Origin of the sequence: Chloracidobacterium sp. (assembly GCA_025057975.1) — a bacterium.
Taxonomy (GTDB): Bacteria; Acidobacteriota; Blastocatellia; order Chloracidobacteriales; family Chloracidobacteriaceae; genus Chloracidobacterium.
The window spans coordinates 45045-66180 of the sequence record JANWUV010000006.1; the positions used below are offsets into that span (position 1 = coordinate 45045).

At 60.9% G+C, this 21136-nt stretch carries 17 protein-coding genes; 8 read left to right on the top strand and 9 right to left on the bottom strand.

Annotation, left to right across the window (positions count from 1 at the left end; translation table 11 throughout):
* The first annotated feature begins 22 nt into the window (after positions 1-22).
* Positions 23-910, top strand: a complete 888-nt coding sequence (locus tag NZ585_06645; protein MCS7079711.1) for a hypothetical protein — start codon at positions 23-25, stop codon at positions 908-910.
* A gap of 12 nt (positions 911-922) precedes the next feature.
* On the opposite strand, the gene NZ585_06650 is transcribed toward NZ585_06645, so the two are convergent.
* From NZ585_06650 to NZ585_06680, 7 genes are all read right to left on the bottom strand, one after another.
* Positions 923-4090 carry a PAS domain S-box protein gene (locus NZ585_06650; GenBank protein ID MCS7079712.1) on the bottom strand — a complete coding sequence of 1056 codons (3168 nt, stop codon included), beginning with the start codon at positions 4088-4090 and terminating at the stop codon, positions 923-925.
* Between the two features lie 57 nt (positions 4091-4147).
* Entirely contained in the window at positions 4148-4672 is a 525-nt protein-coding gene (locus tag NZ585_06655) for an HIT domain-containing protein (GenBank protein MCS7079713.1), read from the bottom strand.
* A gap of 67 nt (positions 4673-4739) precedes the next feature.
* Positions 4740-5036, bottom strand: coding sequence for an integration host factor subunit beta (locus NZ585_06660; GenBank protein ID MCS7079714.1), 297 nt, complete (start codon positions 5034-5036; stop codon positions 4740-4742).
* A gap of 309 nt (positions 5037-5345) precedes the next feature.
* Positions 5346-6302 carry an ATP-binding cassette domain-containing protein gene (locus NZ585_06665; GenBank protein ID MCS7079715.1) on the bottom strand — a complete coding sequence of 319 codons (957 nt, stop codon included), beginning with the start codon at positions 6300-6302 and terminating at the stop codon, positions 5346-5348.
* A 39-nt stretch (positions 6303-6341) separates the two neighbouring features.
* A complete protein-coding gene (locus NZ585_06670) occupies positions 6342-6866 on the bottom strand; it encodes a putative molybdenum carrier protein (GenBank protein ID MCS7079716.1) in 525 nt (174 codons plus the stop codon).
* A 13-nt stretch (positions 6867-6879) separates the two neighbouring features.
* On the bottom strand, positions 6880-9918 hold the full coding sequence (locus NZ585_06675; GenBank protein MCS7079717.1) for a VWA domain-containing protein: 3039 nt from the start codon (positions 9916-9918) through the stop codon (positions 6880-6882).
* 14 nt (positions 9919-9932) lie between these two features.
* On the bottom strand, positions 9933-11438 hold the full coding sequence (locus tag NZ585_06680; GenBank protein MCS7079718.1) for a cytochrome c biogenesis protein ResB: 1506 nt from the start codon (positions 11436-11438) through the stop codon (positions 9933-9935).
* A 422-nt stretch (positions 11439-11860) separates the two neighbouring features.
* On the opposite strand from NZ585_06680, the gene NZ585_06685 reads away from it, so the two are divergent.
* The 7 genes from NZ585_06685 (at position 11861) to rpsR (ending at position 19014) form a co-directional block, all read left to right on the top strand.
* Positions 11861-12271, top strand: coding sequence for a hypothetical protein (locus tag NZ585_06685; protein ID MCS7079719.1), 411 nt, complete (start codon positions 11861-11863; stop codon positions 12269-12271).
* A 17-nt stretch (positions 12272-12288) separates the two neighbouring features.
* A complete protein-coding gene (gene lysA / locus NZ585_06690) occupies positions 12289-13488 on the top strand; it encodes a diaminopimelate decarboxylase (GenBank protein MCS7079720.1) in 1200 nt (399 codons plus the stop codon).
* A 120-nt stretch (positions 13489-13608) separates the two neighbouring features.
* Positions 13609-14754 (top strand): VWA domain-containing protein, encoded by a 1146-nt coding sequence (locus NZ585_06695; protein ID MCS7079721.1) that lies wholly within the window; start codon positions 13609-13611, stop codon positions 14752-14754.
* A gap of 128 nt (positions 14755-14882) precedes the next feature.
* Positions 14883-16313 (top strand): pyruvate kinase, encoded by a 1431-nt coding sequence (gene pyk / locus NZ585_06700; GenBank protein ID MCS7079722.1) that lies wholly within the window; start codon positions 14883-14885, stop codon positions 16311-16313.
* 96 nt (positions 16314-16409) lie between these two features.
* Entirely contained in the window at positions 16410-17414 is a 1005-nt protein-coding gene (locus NZ585_06705) for a GTP-binding protein (protein MCS7079723.1), read from the top strand.
* Between the two features lie 51 nt (positions 17415-17465).
* Positions 17466-18572, top strand: a complete 1107-nt coding sequence (locus tag NZ585_06710) for a tetratricopeptide repeat protein (protein ID MCS7079724.1) — start codon at positions 17466-17468, stop codon at positions 18570-18572.
* Positions 18573-18798: 226 nt separating this feature from the next.
* A complete protein-coding gene (gene rpsR / locus NZ585_06715; protein MCS7079725.1) occupies positions 18799-19014 on the top strand; it encodes a 30S ribosomal protein S18 in 216 nt (71 codons plus the stop codon).
* On the opposite strand, the gene NZ585_06720 is transcribed toward rpsR, so the two are convergent.
* Together NZ585_06720 and acsF are read right to left on the bottom strand one after the other, a co-directional pair.
* Positions 19011-20006 (bottom strand): Gfo/Idh/MocA family oxidoreductase, encoded by a 996-nt coding sequence (locus NZ585_06720; GenBank protein ID MCS7079726.1) that lies wholly within the window; start codon positions 20004-20006, stop codon positions 19011-19013. The genes rpsR and NZ585_06720 overlap by 4 nt on opposite strands.
* Positions 20007-20015: 9 nt before the next feature.
* Positions 20016-21116 carry a magnesium-protoporphyrin IX monomethyl ester (oxidative) cyclase gene (gene acsF, locus NZ585_06725; protein ID MCS7079727.1) on the bottom strand — a complete coding sequence of 367 codons (1101 nt, stop codon included), beginning with the start codon at positions 21114-21116 and terminating at the stop codon, positions 20016-20018.
* Positions 21117-21136: the final 20 nt, after the last annotated feature.

Below are 21136 nucleotides of genomic sequence, written 5' to 3' on the forward strand. Positions count from 1 at the left end.
AATCAATAGAGGGGCTGCCGCCATGTTGAAATACCTGTCCGTCCGGGGATTCGTCGTCGCGTTGACGCTGTGTTTTCTGTCGTCAGCGAGTGACGGCCAACATTTGCCAGTCAACGCCGGACGCGGCGACGGCGGTTTCTCCGGCGAGGCGCCATCCGCAATCGTTGCGCCTGATGCAAACGACGCTGTTTCCGTCGCAGCAGTAGAACCGGTTTCCGGCGACTACCAAGAGACACCCAGACCGCGCCCTGCGCCCATCATCCCGGAACCGATGCTCTTCGACCTCATGCGACCGCTTGGCGCGGCGCGCGGCGAACTTGAAGTAAATACGCTGGTTCGTCCCCCCATCGGACAGCGTGGACAAGGCGTGGCGTGGGCGCCGGAAATCGAGTTTGCGTTCGCACCCGGACACACCGTGGAGATCGAGATTCCCTTTGAAGGCGGCCACGCAGAGGCTTTCAAATTCGGTCTTCAAGGCACGCTTGGGACGTTTCGCCGCCGACGCTCCATCCACGGATGGCAAGCGTTGGTGGAACGCGCCCGTAGGGGGAAAGACCTACAACTTGACGCACTGCATCTGGCCGGGCACCGGCTCGGTCAACACTGGTCGGTGCTGACGATGCAGGGGATGCGCTGGCACCGTACCGCCGCCGAACCGCGCAGCGCCGTCAAAGGCGTGTTCAATCCGACGGTTTTCCGTGAGGTTTCGGAACGTCTTGTGCTGGGACTGGAAACCAACCTTGCCGTCGGGGCTAAACGCCGGGCTGACTGGGTGGTGCTGCCGCAAGCTCAGGTTGAATGGCGACGCTATTCGTTCCTGATGGGCTTCGGCGCGCAGCGCGCCCCGGACGGCCGGGTGCGGCCGACGCCGGCTTTTCGGCTGGTGCGCACCATCGGCGGCGGGCATTGATGTGCGGCGCATTCACGCCGGCGACCAAGTCTGCAACGCCTGCTTTAGAGCGGCCGGTGAAACGGCGCGCTGCGCGAGAATGGCGGTCGCCGGCGACGCCGCAACGCCGGTGAAGGACTCCGGCGCAATAACCACAATCGGCAGCGCGCGCCAGTCGGGATTGCGGCGCACCCGCCGGTAAGTGTCGCCGATATGGGTCGGCGTGCCGGCCAAAATGATGGCGTAGGGTGGGTCAAGCATCAGCGCCGCCAGCGTCGCGTCACCGTCCGACGCCGCACTGGTTTGGTAGCCGGCCTCCTGACAGCAAGTGGTCAGCGTGGAACACAAGCGTTCATCATCGCAGGCCACGACCACCGCCGGGGTATGGCTGAGCGCCGCCGGTGCGGGTGCGCCAAAAAGCACGTCTTCCAGCTTCCGATGCGCCCCGGAGATGGCGTTCAGTTTTGTGAAGTCGTCAAGGCGCGACTGGAGGACGGCGACCGTCTCCCGGTATGTGCTCTGAAGCAGGGCTAAGCGTTGGCGGAGTGTCGCATTTTCGGCTTCGCGTTGCGCCAGCGACGCCCGCAACCGCGCGACTTGTTCCTCTGGAGAGCTTGGCATTGCCGGGGGAGAGGCCTCTTGTTCCGTGGACGGCGACGCCCGCCGACTTTCAGCTAGCCGGGCCTCTAGGTGGTCAATCGTCTTACGCCAATCGGCCCGTTCCGCCAGCAAAGCCTCCATGCGCTGCATCAAGGCAGCGCGGGCGACCTCGCTTGTCGCCAGCGAGCGTTCCAGCGCGTCAATGTGGGATTCAAGCAAACTTACGGCCTGCGCCTGCCGGTCGGCTTCCGTTTGGGCGGCTTTGAGCGCCATCTCCATGGCTTCGGAGTCTTTGATGAGGCGCGCCTGTTCCTCATGTGAGGCGATGACTTCCGAAAGCAACGTCGCAGTGCGTTCTTCAAGTTCTGTTGCAGTACGTTCTGCAGCTTGGCTGCGGGCGATGGCATCAGCCAGCATTTGCTGGGTGGCTTCAAGGTCTTGACGCAAGGCTTCAGCGTGATGTTGGGCGTCAAGCCGGGACTGCTGCGCAGCTGCCGCCTCTTCCCTCAACGCTGCCAATTGCGCCGCCAGTTGCTCTGCCTCAGCCGCTTGTGCAGCCTGCGCCCGTTCCGCTTCCGCAAGCAACGTTTCCAACTGGGCGATGCGTTCCAGCATTTGGCGTTGCGACGCTTCAGTCTGCTGCTCTAGCTCGGTGAGCGCCTGTTCAGCCGCGTAGCGCGCTTGCCTAGCAGTTTCCAACTCACCCTCAAGTTCGTGGACACGCACCAGTGTTTCGGCATGCTGGTGCGCGGAACGGTCGGCTCGTTGACGGGTTTGGCGTAGGTCCGTTTCTAGCAGCTCCACCCGTGCTCTGAAGAGATCGCGCTCCCGCAGCGCTGTCGCCTGCTCCTGACTCAGCGCTTCACAGCGCGCCAATGCTTCCTGCGTCGCTTGACGCGCTTGTTCGGCGGCGCTTTCCAAGTGTCGGTAAAGCTCCGTCAAGCGCGCATACTCCGATTCAAGCGCCGCTAACTTTTCCTGAAGTTGCGCCGCCTGCGCCTCAGCCGTCTGACGCGCGGCGGCGGCTTCCTGCAAAGCAGCATGTAAGCCCTGCGCTTGCACCTCCAGTTCGGCGATTCGCTCGACAGCGGACTGCTGCGCCTGCGCCAGTTGCTCGTAGTCCTGCACAAGCCGGGTGTAGCGGTCGTTTTGCGTCGCTTCAGCCGCCGACAACGCCTGTTCACGCGCCTCAAACTGCTCGGAAAGCAGTTGCCATTTGAGGAACGCGGCAGACAGCTTGGCTAGGCGGAGTAGCGGTGCGGCCGTCTGAGGCGGCGCGGCGACGACCACCGCCACGGCGCGCACCTGTTGCCGCAACATCGGGACGACTAACCCGCCCTCTGATGGATTGACAAGCATCTTCGCCGCCGCCGCGCCCAGCGGCTCAACCTGCCCTTGCTCCAGAGCGCGAAACAGCTCCGGCGCATCGGCGGGGGAAAATGACCGGGTGGACAGATCGGGGGCAAAAGCGTCTGCGCCTTGGACGGCGCGGACGGCAAGGGTGTCACCGTCTAACACTAGCAGCGCCGCGCCGACAGCTCCGCTGAGCCGACAGAGTTGAGACAGCGTTTCCGGAGCAAAATCTTCTAAACGCCGTACACCGGCCAAGTCATCAAGCGCCGACAGCACGGTTTCCGCCGCCGCGGCCGCCGAAATCTCCTCCGAGGCCGCCTCAGAAGCCACCGGGGCGACGGTAATGAAGCCAGCAGGATCGCCGTCCTCATCGCGGAGGGCGGTCAATGTGGCGCGTTCGACAAAGATGTGACCGTCCTGATGTCGGCGGCGAAGTTCACCAGTGTAAGCGCCCTGTTCCAAGGCCTGCTGGTAGATTTTTGCAGTCTGTCCACTCTGCCAATCTTCTAGCGGGTGCAGCTTATCGGCCGTCGCCCGCCCGACAACCTCTTCAGGAGCATAGCCATAGGCGCGGCGTGCGCCTTCGTTGAAGGCTAAGATGTTGCCGTCTAGGTCCTCGATGACTATGGCGCGGTCCGTGGAATGCGTCAGGACGGCTGTCAGCAGGCGCGCTCGTTGGTCTAACTCCCGCGACTTGTCGCGAACGGCGGCGTCGGTGCGTTGGACGCGATTGGCCAGTTCGGCGACGCGAATTGCTGCTGAGGCGGCGGCGGCATAGACGGCGCACAGTTCAAAATCCGCCGGTGTGAACATCCGTGCGCCAAAGACGGCCAGCAGCCCCAAGACACGGTTTTCAACCCGCAATGGATGGGCGATGAAGGAAACTACGCCTTGCGCGTTGGCAGCGTGTGGGTCAAGCAGCATGGCCGCTGTCGAGGGCGGTGGCGCCCAAGTCACAATGCCGCCGCGCGCCAGTTGTTCACCAGAAAGCACGGTCAGCGGCGCCCGGCGGTAAGCAGCGTCCACCGGGGCGCCAAAGTTTGCCTTGAGATGCAGACAGCGCCGCTTGTCGGGACAATCAGCGGCCCAACGACACGTTTGGCATAAGTCGCCGCGCCGGATAAGCCATAGCCGGGCGCACACCGCCGCAAGGCTTTCCACCACCCGCTGCCCCACCGCCGCAAGCAGCCGGTCAAGGTCCTGTGGATGTTGGAGTTGGTGGGCGATCGGTTCGAGAATCTCGCGCATGACAACGAATGTGGCGGATTTTTCAGCGACGCTCGTCCTGTTTTTCAGACCAGCTTTTCAGGCCGGCGACGGCTCACTACGCGCCAGCCGCTCAAAGTAGGGGCGTAATCGCGCATACGTGGTCGGTAGTTCTTCCGGAAGCACCCGTGTTTCCCCAATTGTGGTCATGAAGTTGACGTCGCCAAACCAGCGCGGCATGACGTGCATGTGGAGGTGATCCGCAATGCCGGCGCCGGCCGCCTGTCCAAGGTTCATCCCGATGTTGCACCCCATGGCACGGTACTCTTGTGTGAAGATTTCCGTCAGCCGCCGGGTCAGGTCAAACATCTCGTAGCCCACCTCAGGGGCGAGCCCTGTCAGTTTCCCGACGTGGGCGTAGGGGACAATCATCGTATGACCATTGATGTAGGGGTGGATGTTGAGGATGACGAAGTTATACCGCCCGCGGTAAAGAACAAAGTTTTCTTCGTCGCGCGTTTCCGTAGAGATGCGACAAAATGGACAGGCGGTGGATGATTCACCATCTTGACGCTCCAGCCCGGCGATGTAACGGTAACGCCACGGACTCCACAGCACGTCCATAGGACGCCTCCCCTGGAAGTTTCCCCACCGCTTCAGACCGCCGTTGGAAGCCAAGTGCCGTCCACCGTCAGGCCTCCGAAGGAAGTGGTGCCTGATTGATCAACTCACGCAGCTCTTTACCCGGCTTGAAGTAAGGGACGGCTTTGGCAGGGATGTCAACCGCGTCTCCAGTTTTGGGATTGCGCCCGCGCCGTGAGTTCCGTTGTCGAATGCGAAACGAGCCAAAGCCGCGCAGTTCGATTTTTTCACCGCGATTCAGGGACTCAATAATCGCCGCGAAAACTTCGTCAACAACAACTTCGGCGTCCTTCTTCGTCAAGTCGGCGGCGCGCGCCACCTCTTCCACCAGTTCGGCCTTCGTCATAGTCAGCCTCGCCCAGCCCTGAACGGGGGTTTGTGTTGTTGGTGAACGTTCCAGAAGCTTTGCGGTACTTTGTGATGATGAGACGCTACCAGAGTCAGCCCAACTTCGGCAAGTCTTCCAAAACGTTTACTTTACGGAAAAAACGCACCTACCCGCCGTCTTGTTTCTGAATCGGCTTCGCCCTAGCGCGCCCCCCCCACATAGATGCGCTAAAGACGTACCCACGACAGCGGCGGGGCACCTGGGTTGGTATGTTTTGTGCCCGCCCAGGTCGTGACGCGACATCCTTGAGCCTGAAGGCACTCTGCCTCACGCCGCCAGCCAGCAGGCGACTTGATGACCGTCGCCAAGGTCGCGGAGTGGCGGGACCGCATGACGGCATTCCTCAACTGCGATTGGACAACGCGGATGAAATCGACAGCCCGACGGCGGCGACAGCGGGCTGGGGATGTCACCAGCCAAAGGGGCGCGCACCTTCCTTCGAGTTGGATCAGGAATAGGAATGCTTTCCAGCAACGCCTGCGTGTATGGGTGACGCGGCTGGGCAAACAGGCGGCGGGACGGGGCGATTTCAACAAGCTTCCCCAAGTACATCACACCAACCTGCGTACAAAAATGCTCTACAACAGCCAGCCCGTGTGAAATGAATAAGTAGGTCAGTCCAAACTGCTCCCGTAAATCGGCCAGCAAGTTGATGACCTGCGCCTGTACCGAAACGTCAAGGGCCGAAACCGGCTCGTCCGCCACGATGAATTTCGGCTCCAGCGCCAGCGCGCGCGCAATGCCGATGCGCTGGCGTTGTCCGCCGGAAAACTCGTGCGGATACCGGTTTGCATAGTCGGGATCAAGTCCGACAAGGCGAAGTAATTCAGCGACCCGTTCACGCCGTGATTGCGGGTTGCCGACGCCATGAATGATTAGCGGTTCAGCAATGGCGTCGCCAACACGCATGCGCGGGTTGAGCGATGCATATGGGTCCTGAAAGATGATTTGCATGTCGCGGCGCATGCGACGAAGTTCCAAGGTTGTGAGTCGCAGCAGGTCGTGTCCTTGAAAGACAACGCTTCCACTGGACGGCTCGATAAGCCGCAAGACGGCGCGCCCGACGGTCGTTTTGCCGCAGCCGGATTCACCGACGAGTCCGAAGGTTTCGCCGGGTTGCAGCACGAAGCTGACGTCGTCAACGGCTTTGACCAAGCCGCCGGAGACCGGAAAGTGCTTGGCAAGCCGCTCCACCTGAAGCAATGGCCGGTTGGCGGGCGTCACGGGTGATTACTGAGGAAAAACCAACTTGTACTTGAAACACTACGGCGAGGCCAGCAGTGAGACCTTCGCCGAACTCAGCACCTGCGTCAAGAGCGCATAACTGCGAGCGTAAATGCCGGGATGTTCACTTTCGCGCGGGCCGGCGATATTGAGGCGAAGCGGCCGGACACGATGAATCCACTCAAAGGCCAACCGTGGGGCGTCCCGTAGTTGGAGCGTGATCAGCGCGCAGGGCCGGCGCAGCCGGAGCGCACACTGCAGCGTGAAATATGTCCCGCCGCAGAGTTCATCCTCAACAATGATCAGCGTGGCATGGCTGTCGCGGACGTTCCATTCAGTACGCTGCTCAGGATCGGCTTCCGGGGTTTCGATCAGTGGATACTCCAGCGGCAACGGGCCGTCCTCGGCCCAGCGTCCCTTGGGACACCAGCCCGTACAAGCCAACCCGACTTGGCGGGCTGCATCGAGCGCTGCACGGTCAACGCCGGTTTGTCCGCCCGAAACAATCACCAAAGGTGACACCAGAGAGGACGACACGGGGAACAATGGAGAAGCGGTTGTCATCTTGTGGAGGACATCAAGTCGTGAGTCGGCGATAAATGCCCGGCAGTTTCTCCGGCAGGCTGAGAACGTCGTCAATGACCGTATAACCAACGTCGCCGTAAAGCTCTTTGAGTTCACGGTCGGCGTCGCGCTCGATGGTAATGCAAAACGGGGTAATGCCCAACTGACGCGCGTCACGGAGCGCCTGCTTGCTGTCCTCACGCGCATAGCGGGCGTCGCCGTAGTCGTGGTCATAGGGGCGACCGTCGGACAGCAAAATCAAAAGTTTGGTGCGGGCTTCACACGCGCCGAGTTTCCAAGCGGCATGACGCACCGCCGCGCCCAGCCGCGTGTTGTTTTGGTAGTTGATGCCGCCGATGCGCGCCTCAATATCGGCGTCGTAGCGTTCGTCAAAGTCCTTCACCACGTAGAACCGGACATTGCGCCGGCCTTCACTCGTAAAACCGTAAATCGCATAGCTGTCGCCGACCGCCTCAAGGGCCTCGTTCATAATGACCAGCCCCTCTTTTTCGATGTCAATAATGCGCCGACCCGGACGGCTGTAGGGCATCTGGGGATGGCGCGTCATGGTGCGCGCCGTCGAACTCGACATATCGAGGAGAAACGCGACGGCGACGTTTCGACTACGCCGCAGGTGCTTGATGTACAATCTGTCGTCGCCAGACAGCCCTGCGCGCCGGTCAATGCGCCGGTCAATGACGGCGTCAAGATCAAACGCCTCACCGTCCACCTCGCCGGTAATGCGGCGTAGGGCCTCCGGTTTCATCAGTTGGAACTGATGGCGGATGGAAGCGATAAGCCCTTGGTGACGAGCGCGCGTCATCTCCACAAACGTACGAGTGCCGGCTGTCGGCCGCCGTTCGACGACGCGACACCAAGCAACGCGATAGTCGCCTAGTTCACGGTCCCACTCGTCGTAATAAAACGCGCGGTCGGTCGCTTCGAGCTGTTGTTCATGGGCCGCCGCGCCTTCGCGCAGCCATTGCGCCGCCGCGTTCTCTAAAGAGAGAGTGGCGTGTTCCTGTGCCCAACTTTCAAAGCTGTGTCCCGGCTGCGGCGGCGCCGCCGAAGTCGTCGCCGAGCGCGGTTCAGCTTCAGCGGCTTCAGAGGCGTCAGCTTCGGCGGGCGCGTCGTCCGGTTGGCGGCCGACTTGGGTCAGCATCGCTTCCGCCGTATCCGCGCGCTGAAACTGCTCGATAAGTTCGTAAACGCGCCGGGTCGCCAACAGCGTATCGGTTATCTCGGCAGTCGGCGTGTCAAGGTAGGTTGTGGTAATGTACTCCAGAGGCGTCACCACCTCCGACAGCCGCCGGCGCGTTTCATCGTCTACACCGCCGCAGAGCGCAATCCGAAACAGAATCTCCGTCCACTGCTGCGCCGGCGGCAGTTGCAGAATGTCCGGGCGTGTGGCGCGCAAGCGTGCGGCGATGAAATCCAAATCACGGCGGATGCCACGGTAAGCGCGGCGTAAGCGGCGGTCGATCCGCGCGTTTTCAAGAATGGTAAACAACCGCATCGCCGTTTCCGGGTCGGGGAACTGCCGGAGCACCGTGCGGTAGGTGACCGGTCCGGCCAGCGCCGGGCGCGCGCCAACAGCGTCGAAGGCTCGCTGGAAATCGCGGTGGAGCGCTAAGAGCGCCGGGGTGTCGGCGTGATGTGTGCCGTACTCAATCTGTCCCGCGCCATGAGCAGCAAGCACTTTATAAAGCCGGAAGTTGGATTCCTCGTCCTCAAAATCATTTACGCGGCTCGGCAGATGAATCACTCGACCGTCGCCAATCGGCATCTGTTCCGGCGTACCGGAAAGCGGGGCAATGGTGACGGAATGGCCGGTCAAGCCCTCAACATACAGGCGCAGGACGGCGGCAACGGTTTCCAGTGCGACGCCGCCTGGCTGTGGCCCGCCGTCTAGCGTCTCGCGGCTCGTGCGTGACTGCAAACCGTAGTATGCCTGTATGGCGCGACTATCCCGGCGGCAGTGGGTAAGACCGGCCAGCGCCCAGCTACGAAAGCGCTCAATGCTGGTTTGGCGAAGCGCCAGTGGGGCGGACTTGAAACATTCCAGCGCTGCGAGCCGGTCAAGTCGGTCAAGCTCTCGCACGGTTTCACACAGCAGCGTAAACGCCGCTGGGAGACTTTGCCCGGAAGTCGTTTCCGCCAGCGCACCGACGACTTCCGGCGTCAGTTTCAAGAACTGATAACTGTTGGTGTTGCCCTGCGCGCACATCGTAAGCGCCAGCGGTCGCCAGGCGTCATAGCCATGGCGGTCGGTTTGCTGGACGACCGCCGTCGCCGCACGCAGATAGTGCAGCGCTAAGCTTCCGCCGCGCTCCAAAAACGCCTGCGTGTGTTCAAGCAGTATCCCGAGATGCGCATGCGTGCGGTCAGTGAGGAAGTCTGGGATGGCAAGGAAAAACTCGGCGGCCGTTCCACCAGCCCGGTAGGTAAAGGCGGCGGCCAGTTCAATCAAGCGATTGAGCAGGGCGTGGTCAGGGGTGTCAAACGCTCGAATGTGAGCAACGACAGCGGGCGACCGGCGTAGCATGTCCTGACTGTGCCGTACCGAGTGGCGGGCGACTTCGCTCACAATCACCAGTAGTCGGTGGAGCGCCGGCGTCCCTTCCATTTGCGCCACGACCGATGGGAACAACTTGAAGGTCTCAACCGCTGCGCGGGTGGAGAGCGTTCCTTGCCGCGTCGTCAGCAAAATCGCGCTCAATCGGTACGCCGCCGGCAGAGCCTCCAGCACTTGTGGACTAGCCTGGAAAAAGTTGTACGCCGCTTCGACGTTGGTCGCCGCCAAACGCTTGCCGCACTCACCCCATGCCTGAAGTTCCCGCGAGGTCAGTTGCGCCGCCACCTCCGGCGTCACCCGAAAAAACTCTAGCGCCGTACGGGGCGATAGCCCGGCCAAGCCGGCGCCGATGCCGGTGAGAAACAGGAGGCGTTCCGTAGGAATGCCGGCCAATCGCGGTGCGATTTGTTCCGCTTCAGCGGCGTCATGGCCCTTGAACAACTGTCGGAGCTTGGCTCTGAGCTGAGACTCGGCCATAACCCACCTCGCCCTCACAGGGCGTTCGTCGCCGGAGATGAAGGCGCAGGCGGCGTCTCGTCTGGGTGCGCCGCCGCCAAGACCGCCGCGACTGCTTGAAACCGCTTCTCAAAGGCAAGCCGGTTGCGGTTGGTGTTGCCGGCCAAACTGATGCGCGTCGTTCCATCAGGCAGCGGCTCAATGAGAATCCACAGCCGTTGGTGCGCAAAGAAAAAAACCAGCCACAGCGCTACGATCAACAGCGCCGAACCAACGTAAACGGTCGTTACGCCGGGGTCGTACTGAACCTGCAAAACATGCCCGCTCGACACCTTCTCAAAGTCGGTCATAACCACGCGCAGGTCTCCGACTTCGGTTTTGGCCCTAAGAAACGGCGCGTCGCCAAGCGTCTCCAAAACTTCAGGGGAAAAAGCGTAGAGCTGACGCGGGTTGTCACCCAAAACATCCAGCACGGCCATCGGCCGCCGGTACTCACCGCTCGCGCTCCCAATGCGTCCGCCCTGAAAGGTCACGTCCGGGATGAAATCCGCCAACCGAACGCGGCCAAGACCAGGAATGTCGGTCGGCTCCCGGCGCACGACGTATGTCGCACCGGTGTCGCTTCCGGCAGGACGCAGCGCAATCGTGACTGTCCGCGCACTGCCAAAGTTATCAAAGCTGGCTTGAAAGAAACGATAACCCCGGTAGTCAAATGGATGGTTGAGGTGAATGTGCGCGGGAATTTCAACTTGCCGCTCCGTGTCCTTGATGAGAACCCGCGTATGCCAATCAAGGGTGTTAGACGCACTGAGGTCTGGCTTGCGCGGGTCAAGCAGGTTTTGTTCGATGTCCGTACACACCAGTGTAAACGGCATCGCAAATTCCTGAACCGGTTCGTTCGGCGCACCAAAGGTCACAAACGTATTCACCGCCTGCCCCGGAACCATCCGCGTCGTCCCTTTGTGACCGAACAGACCGCCAACTAGTGCGCCAGCGAAGATCGTCAGCAGCGCAAGATGAACGCCATAAGCCGTCAGCCGGTTCCACGCATGGCACTCCGTCAGGACCGTCAAGCTGCCGTCGCGTGGATTGACGGTTTCGATGACGCGGTACACCGCGCCAATCGGAAGCAAGCGGTAAAGCCACGGCCGAAGCTGCGCCGCCGCCGTCGCCTTGAGCGCCGCCGCCGTCTCCGCCTTAGCGACGACGACCTGTTGAAACGGCTGGCGGCCGACAAACGCCTGATTGATTTTGACGACCGGCTTGCGGACATAACGCCACGCCGCCGGGAAGTAGTCAAGCGAGGCCAAAATGATGTTGAGACTGACGGTGAGTAGCAACAGGTTGAACCAGCGCGTGTGGTAGATGTCAAACAGCCCCAAAAACTCGTACAACTCGCGCTCCGCCGGCAGCAGACTGGCGTAGTACTCCGTAAAGCCGCTCGTCCCCTTTTGAATAATGACCGTCCCCAGCGCTGAAGCGACAATCAGGACGGCGAGAAGAAAAACCCCAACCTTGACGGAGCTGAGAAAGCGCAGCACAGCATTCAACGCCCGTTCCGCTGGCGACCGACGTGAGCCAGACGGGAACGGCCGCGGTGGCGGCTGTGATGGCGACGGCACCGCGGCAGGTGCCGCTTCAGTAGTGGCGTTGGGTGTTTCAAGGGAAACGGCCATAAGGCTTACGAGATAGAAAAGTGTCGTCGCCGGTGGGGTCAGGCGGCGATATACGGCGCAGTAGGCGAATTATTGGCGTTGCGCCTAAGCGAGGTCAAGGCAAGGCTACGCTCATAAACAGACCGCCTTGTCTACCGCTTTGGAAGACGCTGCGGCAGGCCTAAGTCAGGCTAGGCAGGCGTTGGTCGGCTTGGTATGATGCCGACCAATCAGCAGCGAATCCCAAAAATCACTGTTTTGCGCGCCGGCCCGTCCCCAAGATCGGGGCGGCGACTTTGTTGACGGCCATGAAAAAAGCATTCCGTGTGAGCAGACGGCGCAGGTCCTCCACGACCGAACGCGGCGAGGGACAGGCCCAACTGATTGGCGTTCTAGCGGTCGTCGCCATCATCGGCTTCATCCTGTTCAAGACCTTGCCCGTTTACTGGCGCGAACAAAACGTCAAAAATGAACTTGCCGAAATGGCGCGCAAGTATGCCATCGGGGCCAGAGGTTATACGAACGAAAAAGAACTTGAAACCCAGTGGAAGAAAATCAGTGATGAGTTTCAAGTTCCTGAAGACGCGAAATTTACATCGAAGCGACAGGGCGGCAAGGTGATTCTCAACGTTCAATATACGGAGCCGATTAACTTTCTGGTGTACACCTACAATTGGGAAGTCAACGCCGAGGCGTCGGACGCGACGGGGCGGTACTGAGTGAGCGTCACCGCCGTATGCTGTTTGACTATGTTAACGACCGGCTTTTTTTTGGTCTCAACCGGCGCGTTTGTCTGGCGGAAGTCGTCGAATCGCTGGAAGAGCCGTGCTACCTCTACGACCTGCGCCACTTTACGCAGCGTTACCACGAGTTTAGGGCGGCGTTTGCCGACCTGCGACATACAATTCACTATGCAGTAAAGGCGAACGCCCATCCGGTTTTCCTACGGCGGGTCGTCGAACTGGGCGGCGGCGCGGATGTCGTGTCGGGCGGCGAGTTGCGGCGGGCGCTCGATTGCGGCGTCCCGCCGGAGCGCATCATCTTTTCGGGCGTCGGCAAGTCGCAGGCGGAACTGCGGCTGGCGCTGGCGTCCGGCATCAAACAAATCAATGTGGAGTCCGTCGGCGAGATGCGCCGCATCATCGCCTTAGCGGAGGCGCTTGACCGACCGGCCCGGGTGGCGTTCCGGTTTAATCCATCCGTGAACGCCGAAACCCATCCCTACATTGCAACCGGCTTTCGGAATCACAAATTCGGCATTGACGCCGAAGCTGTGATGGCGTGCTTGGCGCTGGCCGAGCAGGCCGCCGGCCGAGTGCAAGTCGTCGGCGTGTCTTTGCACATCGGCTCCCAGATCGTTGACGTCGAGAACTTCGCCGAAGCCTTGCGAAACACGCGCCCGTTGGTGACCGCGCTGCGTGAGCGCGGCTTTCCGCTCGCCACGTTCGACGTCGGCGGAGGCTTCGGCATTCACTACGACACCGGGGATGAAACCCGCGAGCTGTCGAACTTTGCGCGCTATGCTGAGGTAGTGCGGCGCAACGTGCAGGACTTAGCGGACGAAATTCTCTTTGAGCCGGGCCGCTTTCTGGTGGCGCGGTGCGGCATCCTGCTGGCCCGCGTGGAGTATGTCAAGATGACGCCCTACAAAACCTTTGTCATTGTCAACACCGGCATGCACCATTTGATTCGGCCGGCGCTCTACCAAGCGCGCCATCGGATTTTGCCGGTGGTGCGTCGTCCGACGCCCGTGCGCACGGTGGATGTGGTCGGGCCGCTGTGCGAGTCGTCCGATTTTTTGGCGCAGGGCATCGAACTGCCGGAAGTGTGGGAAGGCGACTGGCTGGCGATCGCCGACGCCGGCGCTTACGCGCGGAGTATGGCGAGCGAATACAACCTGCATCCCTTCCCTGACGAACGTTTCATCGTAGAATAACCATCCGGCGGGCGTCGTCCTTTGGGCGCGCAGGCGTCCACGCCCGCATCACGCCGTATGTTGGCGGGCGGAAAAAACCGTGTTCCAAGCAGGCGGCGGATTTATGTGAGGAAGCCGGGCATGGTTTGTGCGCAAGGGCTGCGCTGGTTGGTCGGGGTGCTGGTGGTTGTCGCCGCATTGGGAGCAGGATGGGCGTCGTCTTCGGCGCAGAGCGGTCGGAAGCGTGAGACGCCGCCCCGTCGGTATGAACCGCCCAAGCCGAAGTCCGAGCCGCCAGCCGAGCCGTCCACGACGCCGCCCGCCGAACCGGCGCGGCCGCGCGTCGTTACACCGCCGGAGGAAACCGGCGTCCCCGCTTCCCAGGCGGAAGACACGCTCAACATTCAAACCCAGCTTGTTTCAGTGCCTTTCGCCGTTGTGGACAAGCGCAACCGCTACATCAACAACCTGACGGCGCAGGACATTCAAGTGCTGGAAAACGGCAAGCCGCAGGAAATCTTTTCATTTACCCGCGAAAGCGACCTGCCGCTGACCTTCGCCTTGGTGTTCGACATCAGCGGTAGTCAGCAGTACAGCATCGCCGAGCAACGGGCGGCCGCCAAAGCGTTTCTCCGTCAGGTGCTGCGACCGGAAAAAGACCTAGCCGGCGTTGTGACGTTTCGCCGCGACATCGAGATGCGCCAAAAACTCACCAACAACTTGGCGGCGCTGGAACGCGCCATTGACGATGTGCGGTTTGAGTCCGGCGGCTACGTGTATGGGGGGACGCCGCCGCTTGATCCGTCCATCACTGGAACAAGCCTGTTTGATACGGTGTACGTCGTCTCCAGTGAAATGCTGCCGCGCGAAGCCGGACGGCGTGTGATCATCTTGCTCACGGACGGCGAAGATACGACCAGTCGGTACAAACTCAGTGAAGCAATTGATATGGCGCTGCGCTCCGATGTGCAGGTGTACGCCGTCGGGATTCCCGGCGGTGTTCCGAACGGCTTCGGCGGCGTCACCGTCACCGGACTGGACCGCCGGACGCTGGAGCGACTGTGTGAGTCCACCGGCGGGCGGGCCTTCTTCCCACGCAGTCCGGCCGAGTACGCCGCCGCGTTTCAGCAGATTGAGACGGATTTGCGCTACCAGTACATCGTGACCTACAGCCCTTCCAATCCGTCCCGTGATGGAAGCTTTCGGACGATTGCCGTGAAGATTACGCGCCCCGGTGAGGCAAAGGAATGGCGTGTGTTTGCACGCAAGGGGTACTACGCCAAGTAGAACCGGTTTTCAATGGTCGGACGCCGGTGATATGGAGCGATCCCGGTGCCGGCCGGCAGTGACCGGATGCAGCGCCCTGCGCTATGCTCCGGCCGCTGGTTGATTCATCCCGCGAGGAACCCACCGCTATGGCGCGCGCCAAAATCGTGGCCACCATCGGGCCGGCCTCACGCTCCCCGGAAGTCCTCCGTACGCTGCTGACCTCCGGCGTCAATGTCGCTCGGATCAACATGTCGCACGGTACGCACGAAGGTCACGCCGAGGTCATCCAATTGCTGCGTCATTTGGCCGGGGAACTCCACCAGCCGCTGGCGATTTTGCTTGACCTGTGCGGCCCGAAAATCCGTACTGGACGGCTCATCGGGGGCGAGCCGGTCACGCTGGTTGCCGGGCGCCGGATTGTCATTACGCCGGAGGATATTCCCGGCAACGCCGAGCGCATCAGTTGCAGCTATGACGGCCTGGCGTACGATGCTAAGCCAGGCGACCGCATTTTGCTTGACGACGGCTTGATCGAACTGAGCGTCACAGCCGTTCACGGCAGCGATGTGGAGTGCCTGATCCTCAACGGCGGCGTTCTCGGCGAGCGCAAAGGCGTCAACCTGCCCAGCATTCCGACCTCGCTGCCCTCAATGACCGACAAAGACCGCGACGACCTGCGGTTTGGTCTTGCGCAGGGAGTGGACTATGTGGCGCTGTCGTTTGTACGTTCGGCGGAGGATTGCCGACAGTGTAAAAACTACATCGCCGAGTTGGGCGCGCAGACGCCGCTCATTGCCAAGATTGAGAAGCCGGAGGCGCTCAACCACTTGGATGAAATTCTTGACATCGTGGACGGCGTCATGGTGGCGCGCGGCGACTTGGGCGTGGAAGCCGAAACCGAGCGCGTCCCGATTTTTCAGAAAGAAATCATCCGCCATGCAAACCGCAAGGGGCGGATTGTCATCACGGCGACGCAGATGCTGCAGTCTATGGTAGAGAATCCGCGTCCGACGCGCGCCGAAGCTTCTGACGTGGCCAACGCCATCCTGGACGGTACGGACGCCGTGATGCTGTCGGCCGAATCGGCCGCCGGGAAATACCCGATCGAAGCCGTCAGGACGATGCGCCGGATTATAGACTACACCGAGGAAGCCTTCGCCGGTCAGCAGTCGTGGCGTGCTGGGGTGGGCAAGTTTATGAGCTTGCAGGGCGCTTCTTCGTTGCGGGCGCTGTCCGAAGCCGCCGTCTTTGCGGCGGAAAACGTCGGCGCGCGCGTCATTGCGGTGTTTACCGAAGGCGGCAAAATGGCGCGAGCGCTGGCGCTGCTGCGCCCAAAACAGCGAATTGCGGCGATTACAGCCAACGTCAGTGTTTATCAGCAACTGTCCGCCGTGTGGGGCGTTGAGCCGCTGCTGATGCCGAATCCCAAGGAGATGAGTCAATTGTTCGCCGAAGGAATCGAGATGCTTTTGCGCCTTGGATGGATTGAACAAGGCGAACGGCTGGTCGTCCTAGCCGGTAAGATCAAGGGCCTGCCTGTGAACAATCTGGTACACCTGCAACGAGTTGGGGAATGACGGCGCGGTTTCAACGCCGGCTTGGTGACGCCGCGCTGAAGTGATACTTAAGGGCTTTGTAACTAGACCTTTTTACGCGCTGGAAAGGAAATGGTTATGGAAGCCGCAACGGCCGCTGCATCGCCGATTCCGGCGGTTGTCCTGTCGGGTTTTCTAGGTAGTGGCAAAACCACCTTGCTGCTCGCCGTCCTACACCACTTGCGCCGTTTGGGCCGAAAAGTGGCTGTGTTGATGAATGAGTTCGGCGACATCAGTATTGACGGGGAACTGCTCCGGGGTGAAGGCTTTAGCGTTCTAGAACTGAGCGACGGCTGCATTTGCTGCCAGATGGGAGAAGACTTCGTTCAGGCGTTTACCGAAGTCGCCGCCCGCGGCCCGGAAATGATCTTTGTCGAAGCAACCGGGTTGGCCGATCCGGTGGATTTGCTCGATCAAGCCACCGCGCCACATTTGCTCGACCGCGTGACCATCGCCAAAATGGTTACGGTCACCGACCCGAAGAACTTCACGCGCCTGTCTAAAGTCTTGAAAGCCATTGTTAAACGCCAAACGCAGTTTGCCGATGTAGTTGTTATTGGGAAGGCGGATGAAGCCACGCCGGAGCAAATCGCCGACATTCGGCGCTACGTTGCGGAGAACAACCCATATGCGCCAGTGTATCTGGCGACGCACGGCCGCGTTGCCGGCGATGAGGACTTTCACTGGCTGCTGGCGGATGTCGAGCCAGCGGAACGCGAGCGTCGCCGCGCCGCTATGCGGGCCAACCTCGAAGCCTTTGGCGGGGACGAGTACAAAGCGCACACAGATTTTCACTCCATGTCGTGCCGATTGCTGCACCCACTCGTCCGCGAGCGCTTTGAGAGCTTTATGCGTAACTTGCCGCCCGAAATCGTACGCGCCAAAGGTTTCCTCCGCTTTGACGGTGAGGAAGGTTTGTGGGTGATGATGTATGTCAACGGCGACCTCTACCTTCGCCCTGTCACGCTGTCGCCCTCGCCTGAAGAACACCTTGTTTTCATCGGCGCTCAACTAGATCACGCCCGGTTGGCGCAGGACCTAACCGCCTGCGAAGCGCGGCGACGTGCGCTGGCCGTCCTGTAGCCCAACCATTCCGACTTGGATGCCTTGTCTCGGCGCATCCGTCCCACGCTTATGCCCAGTAAATCACGCAAATCAAAAACATCGCCCAAGTTGGCGACGCCGTCGCTGGAAAAGCTTTTGGAGAAAGGCGACGCCTACTTTGAGGAAGGGGAGTTGGATGAGGCGGAAGCAGCATACGCCAAAGCTCTAGCGCTGGCACCGCAGTCGCCCGAAGTGCTGGTTCGGCTTGGGGCGTTGCTACTCGATACCGAGCGGTACAACGAAGGCGTGGGTTATCTGCGCGAGGTTGAGCGTTTGTCGCCAAACGATGTCCGCCCCCTGCATCTGTTGGGTGCTTTCTACATCGAAGAAGGCGAATTCGCACTGGCTGAGGAGTATTTTAAACGCGCGCTCAAACTAGAGCCGAATGAAGCGTTAAGCCACTACAACTACGGCAATTTTCTCTCGGAAGCCGGTCGGTTGTCTGAGGCTGAAGCCGCTTACCGACGCGCCGTTGAGCTTGGTCCGGATGAGCCGTTGCACTACCTTGGGTTGGGCGGCCTGCTGGCCGACATGGAAAGGTACGACGAAGCGCTCCAGCAGTTTCAGATTGCACTTGAGCTGTCCCCGGACGACCCGCGTGTGCACCTCGACTTGGGCGACTTGCTAATGGCGATGGAGCGCGTTGAGGAGGCCATCGCCGCCTACCGCGAGTCCGTCGCGTTAGATCCGCATAATCCACTCGCACGCTATGGTTTGGGCGCCGCCTTGCTTGCTAGGGGCGAAGCGCGCGCTGCTGCCTGTGAACTGAAGGAGGCGATTGCGGGCGGACTTGAAGTGCCGTTGACCTTTGTCAAGCTAGGCATTGCGCTCCGTATGGCCGACCAACTTGACGAGTCCCGCGAGGCGTTTCAGCAGGCGTATGAGTTGCTGGAGGAGGAGCGGTCGCAGGGCGGTGATCCAAGTGATATGTGCTGTGAGGAAATTATTACCTTGCTGGGGCTTGGACGAGTACAGGTAGCGTACGAAGTAGCTGACGGCTTGCAGGGTGAGGAACTTGACCCGCGCGCCATTGCCGAATTGCGGATGGACCTGAAGGCTATGGCAGCCCTTGGCGTAGAAGGCGCTGCCGAGGTGCTTGACAGACTTGCTTTGCCGCCCGGAGAGTTGATTCACTAAGCCGGTCGCTCGCCGTGCGAGCACGGTCATACAGCTAGCACCGGCTCACCCTGAAAGCTTCCTAAAGGAGAAAAATATGGCTGAAGTCTCGGAGACAATAGAAAGTGTGGAAACCTCAACAGAGGCCGCACAAGCACAAGAGCACCCTTCACCAGCGCCGGCGGTCGCTGGCGCGGCGCGGCGCAGCGCTGGCGGAACCACCGGACGCTCCGCTAGCAATCGGCGAGTGGGGCGGCGAAAGAAGCGGTGCCCGCTGCTGGAGGCCAAGATTGACTATATTGACTACAAGGACGTAAAGCTGCTGGAACGCTTCATCGGTGAGAACAAACGCATCCTGCCGCGTCGTTTGACGGGCGTGAGCCCGACAATGCAGCGGCGGCTGGCCCGCGCCATCAAGCGCGCGAAACACCTTGCATTATTGCCCTACGTGCAGTCGGTTTAGGGCGCAACCGTCGTAGCCAAGGTGACGCGCCGACCGCTCTGGACGGCGCGTTCGGCGGCGTCGGCGAAGCGTAGGGTTTCGAGGACATGCTCAAGCGAAACATAGGGGCGTCCGCGCCCGGCGACAGCGTCTAGAAACGCAGCAATGTCTTGTGCAAACAGCCCCGTGCGCGGTAGGACCGGAAGGGAGGTTGTCGTGCCGTTTGGGTCGGTGTACCAAACTTCCCGGTGCTGTCGTCCCACCAGTGCGCCGTGTTCGCCGACGGCTTCGAGTTCAGCTGCCGGCCCAGTTTCTTCCGACTGGGTGAGGATGTCGTGAATTTCACCAACGCCGTTGTCGCCGAAGCCGAAGCGCACGCGGGTGGCGCGACGGGTGAAGCGCGTACCGTCTTCGCCTGAAAAAGTTTCTTCACCTTCAACCCAAGTCGCCTGTCCGACGCAAGTTATGATGCGGCTGGGGATGGCGGCCTGCTGAAAAAGAGAGAAGCCGTGAGCGCGGTCGAACGTCCAATCTTCCGGCGCGGCCGGGCGGTGGCTGACGTTGCGCCAACTGAGACGGTGCAGGCGTCCCAGACGCGGGAGCGCCTTGCAGAAGGCCTCAAACCAAGCCGACAGCAACTCAATATGCTCGACGTGGAGCACGACGCCGCGTGCATAGGCCAGTTCTACCAGTTGCTCGGCATCCTTCAGAGACAGCGCCAGCGGATAGTCCACACTGACTGGCTTGCCCGCTTCGATTGCCGCCCGCGCCATTGACGCATGGCGTGGGTTCGTCGAGCACACCATGACGGCGTCTACGTCCGGACGGGTAATCGCCTTTGCCCAATCGTCAGTGGCGGCGGCGGCGATGGGAAATGCCAGTTCGTAGGCGCGGTCAAAGTTGTGGGAAGCCACGACCGCTACGCGCGTATCATAGCGTTCATCTAGCTCGCGCAAGCGGGCGCGCGCAACGCGCCCGCTGCCCAAAATGGCGATCCCGAGAACAGTCGGCATCCACCTGCGCTAGGCCGTGACTAGCCCACTCTTCTGTTTGACTGCGAAGCCCTTAACGACAGGCGCAACCGGATAGTCCGGGATGGGTGGCGGCGCATCCGTCCGTACCTTCATGGCCAGCAACCGCAGGTAGTCGGCGGCCATCGCGGCTTGCATCGGCGCCAGCGCCAACTTGCCGGCTCCGGCGGCTTCGCGCTCCATCATCCGCGTGTAGCGTTCGGCCATTCGATCCAGAATGCGGATGAACTTGGGGTTGTCCACATCAAGCCGGAGACCGAACACGCGCTGCGCATAGGCGTTCGTTTCCCGAATCACTTTCAGGTCGTACGCCCGCCAGTCCAAACCAATGGAGGCGTAGAAATCCTGCGCCTTGAGGTCGCGCAGCCACATCGTGACGTAAACCGCCAGCGAGAAGAAACGAATCAGCAGGCGATTGAAGCCGCCGTTTAGATACAGGTGCTTCTGGGCCTCAAGCTGGAGGCCGATGAAGTCACCATGCTTGAGTTCATCCTGACACCAGCCGCCGAAGTACTTGAAAACCGGGTGGTAGCGATATTCGGGGTGTGCTTCGAGGTGCGAATAAATGTTGATGTAGCGGAAGTACCCGATGACCTCCGAGAGATAGGTGGTGTAGAGGATGATCTTCGGGTGCATGCTGACGAATTCCTTTTCGTTCTGAAGCAACTGAAGATCCAGATCAGCGCCAATGTCGCGCAAAGCAAGCCGGATAAAACCACTATGCCGGCCCTCGTCGCGCGCCATTAGCCGGTAGGTGTCGCTCAGAATCGGGTCCTCAATCCGGTCAGCGATTTCCTTGTAGAGCAACGCGCCGGAAAATTCGCCGATGCACCCACGGATGAGAAAGTCCTTGAACGACTTCGGTAGATGTGAGAAGTCCTGATCAAAGTCCGGGTCGTCGTCCCGTTTGAAAAAGTGCTTGTTGGGGTCGTCGGCGAAGCGCTTGTGCATGGCTTTAAAGGCGTCAGCCATGTGATCAAAGCGCAGAGCGTTCATCTTTTTGTAGTCGGTGACGTAGAAACGCGGGCTAATCAAGCTCTTGTCCGCCGCCGCCGCCTTCGTATCCTGAATGACGGATGCTGTAGCAATCATAGGGCGCGACCTCGCAGAGG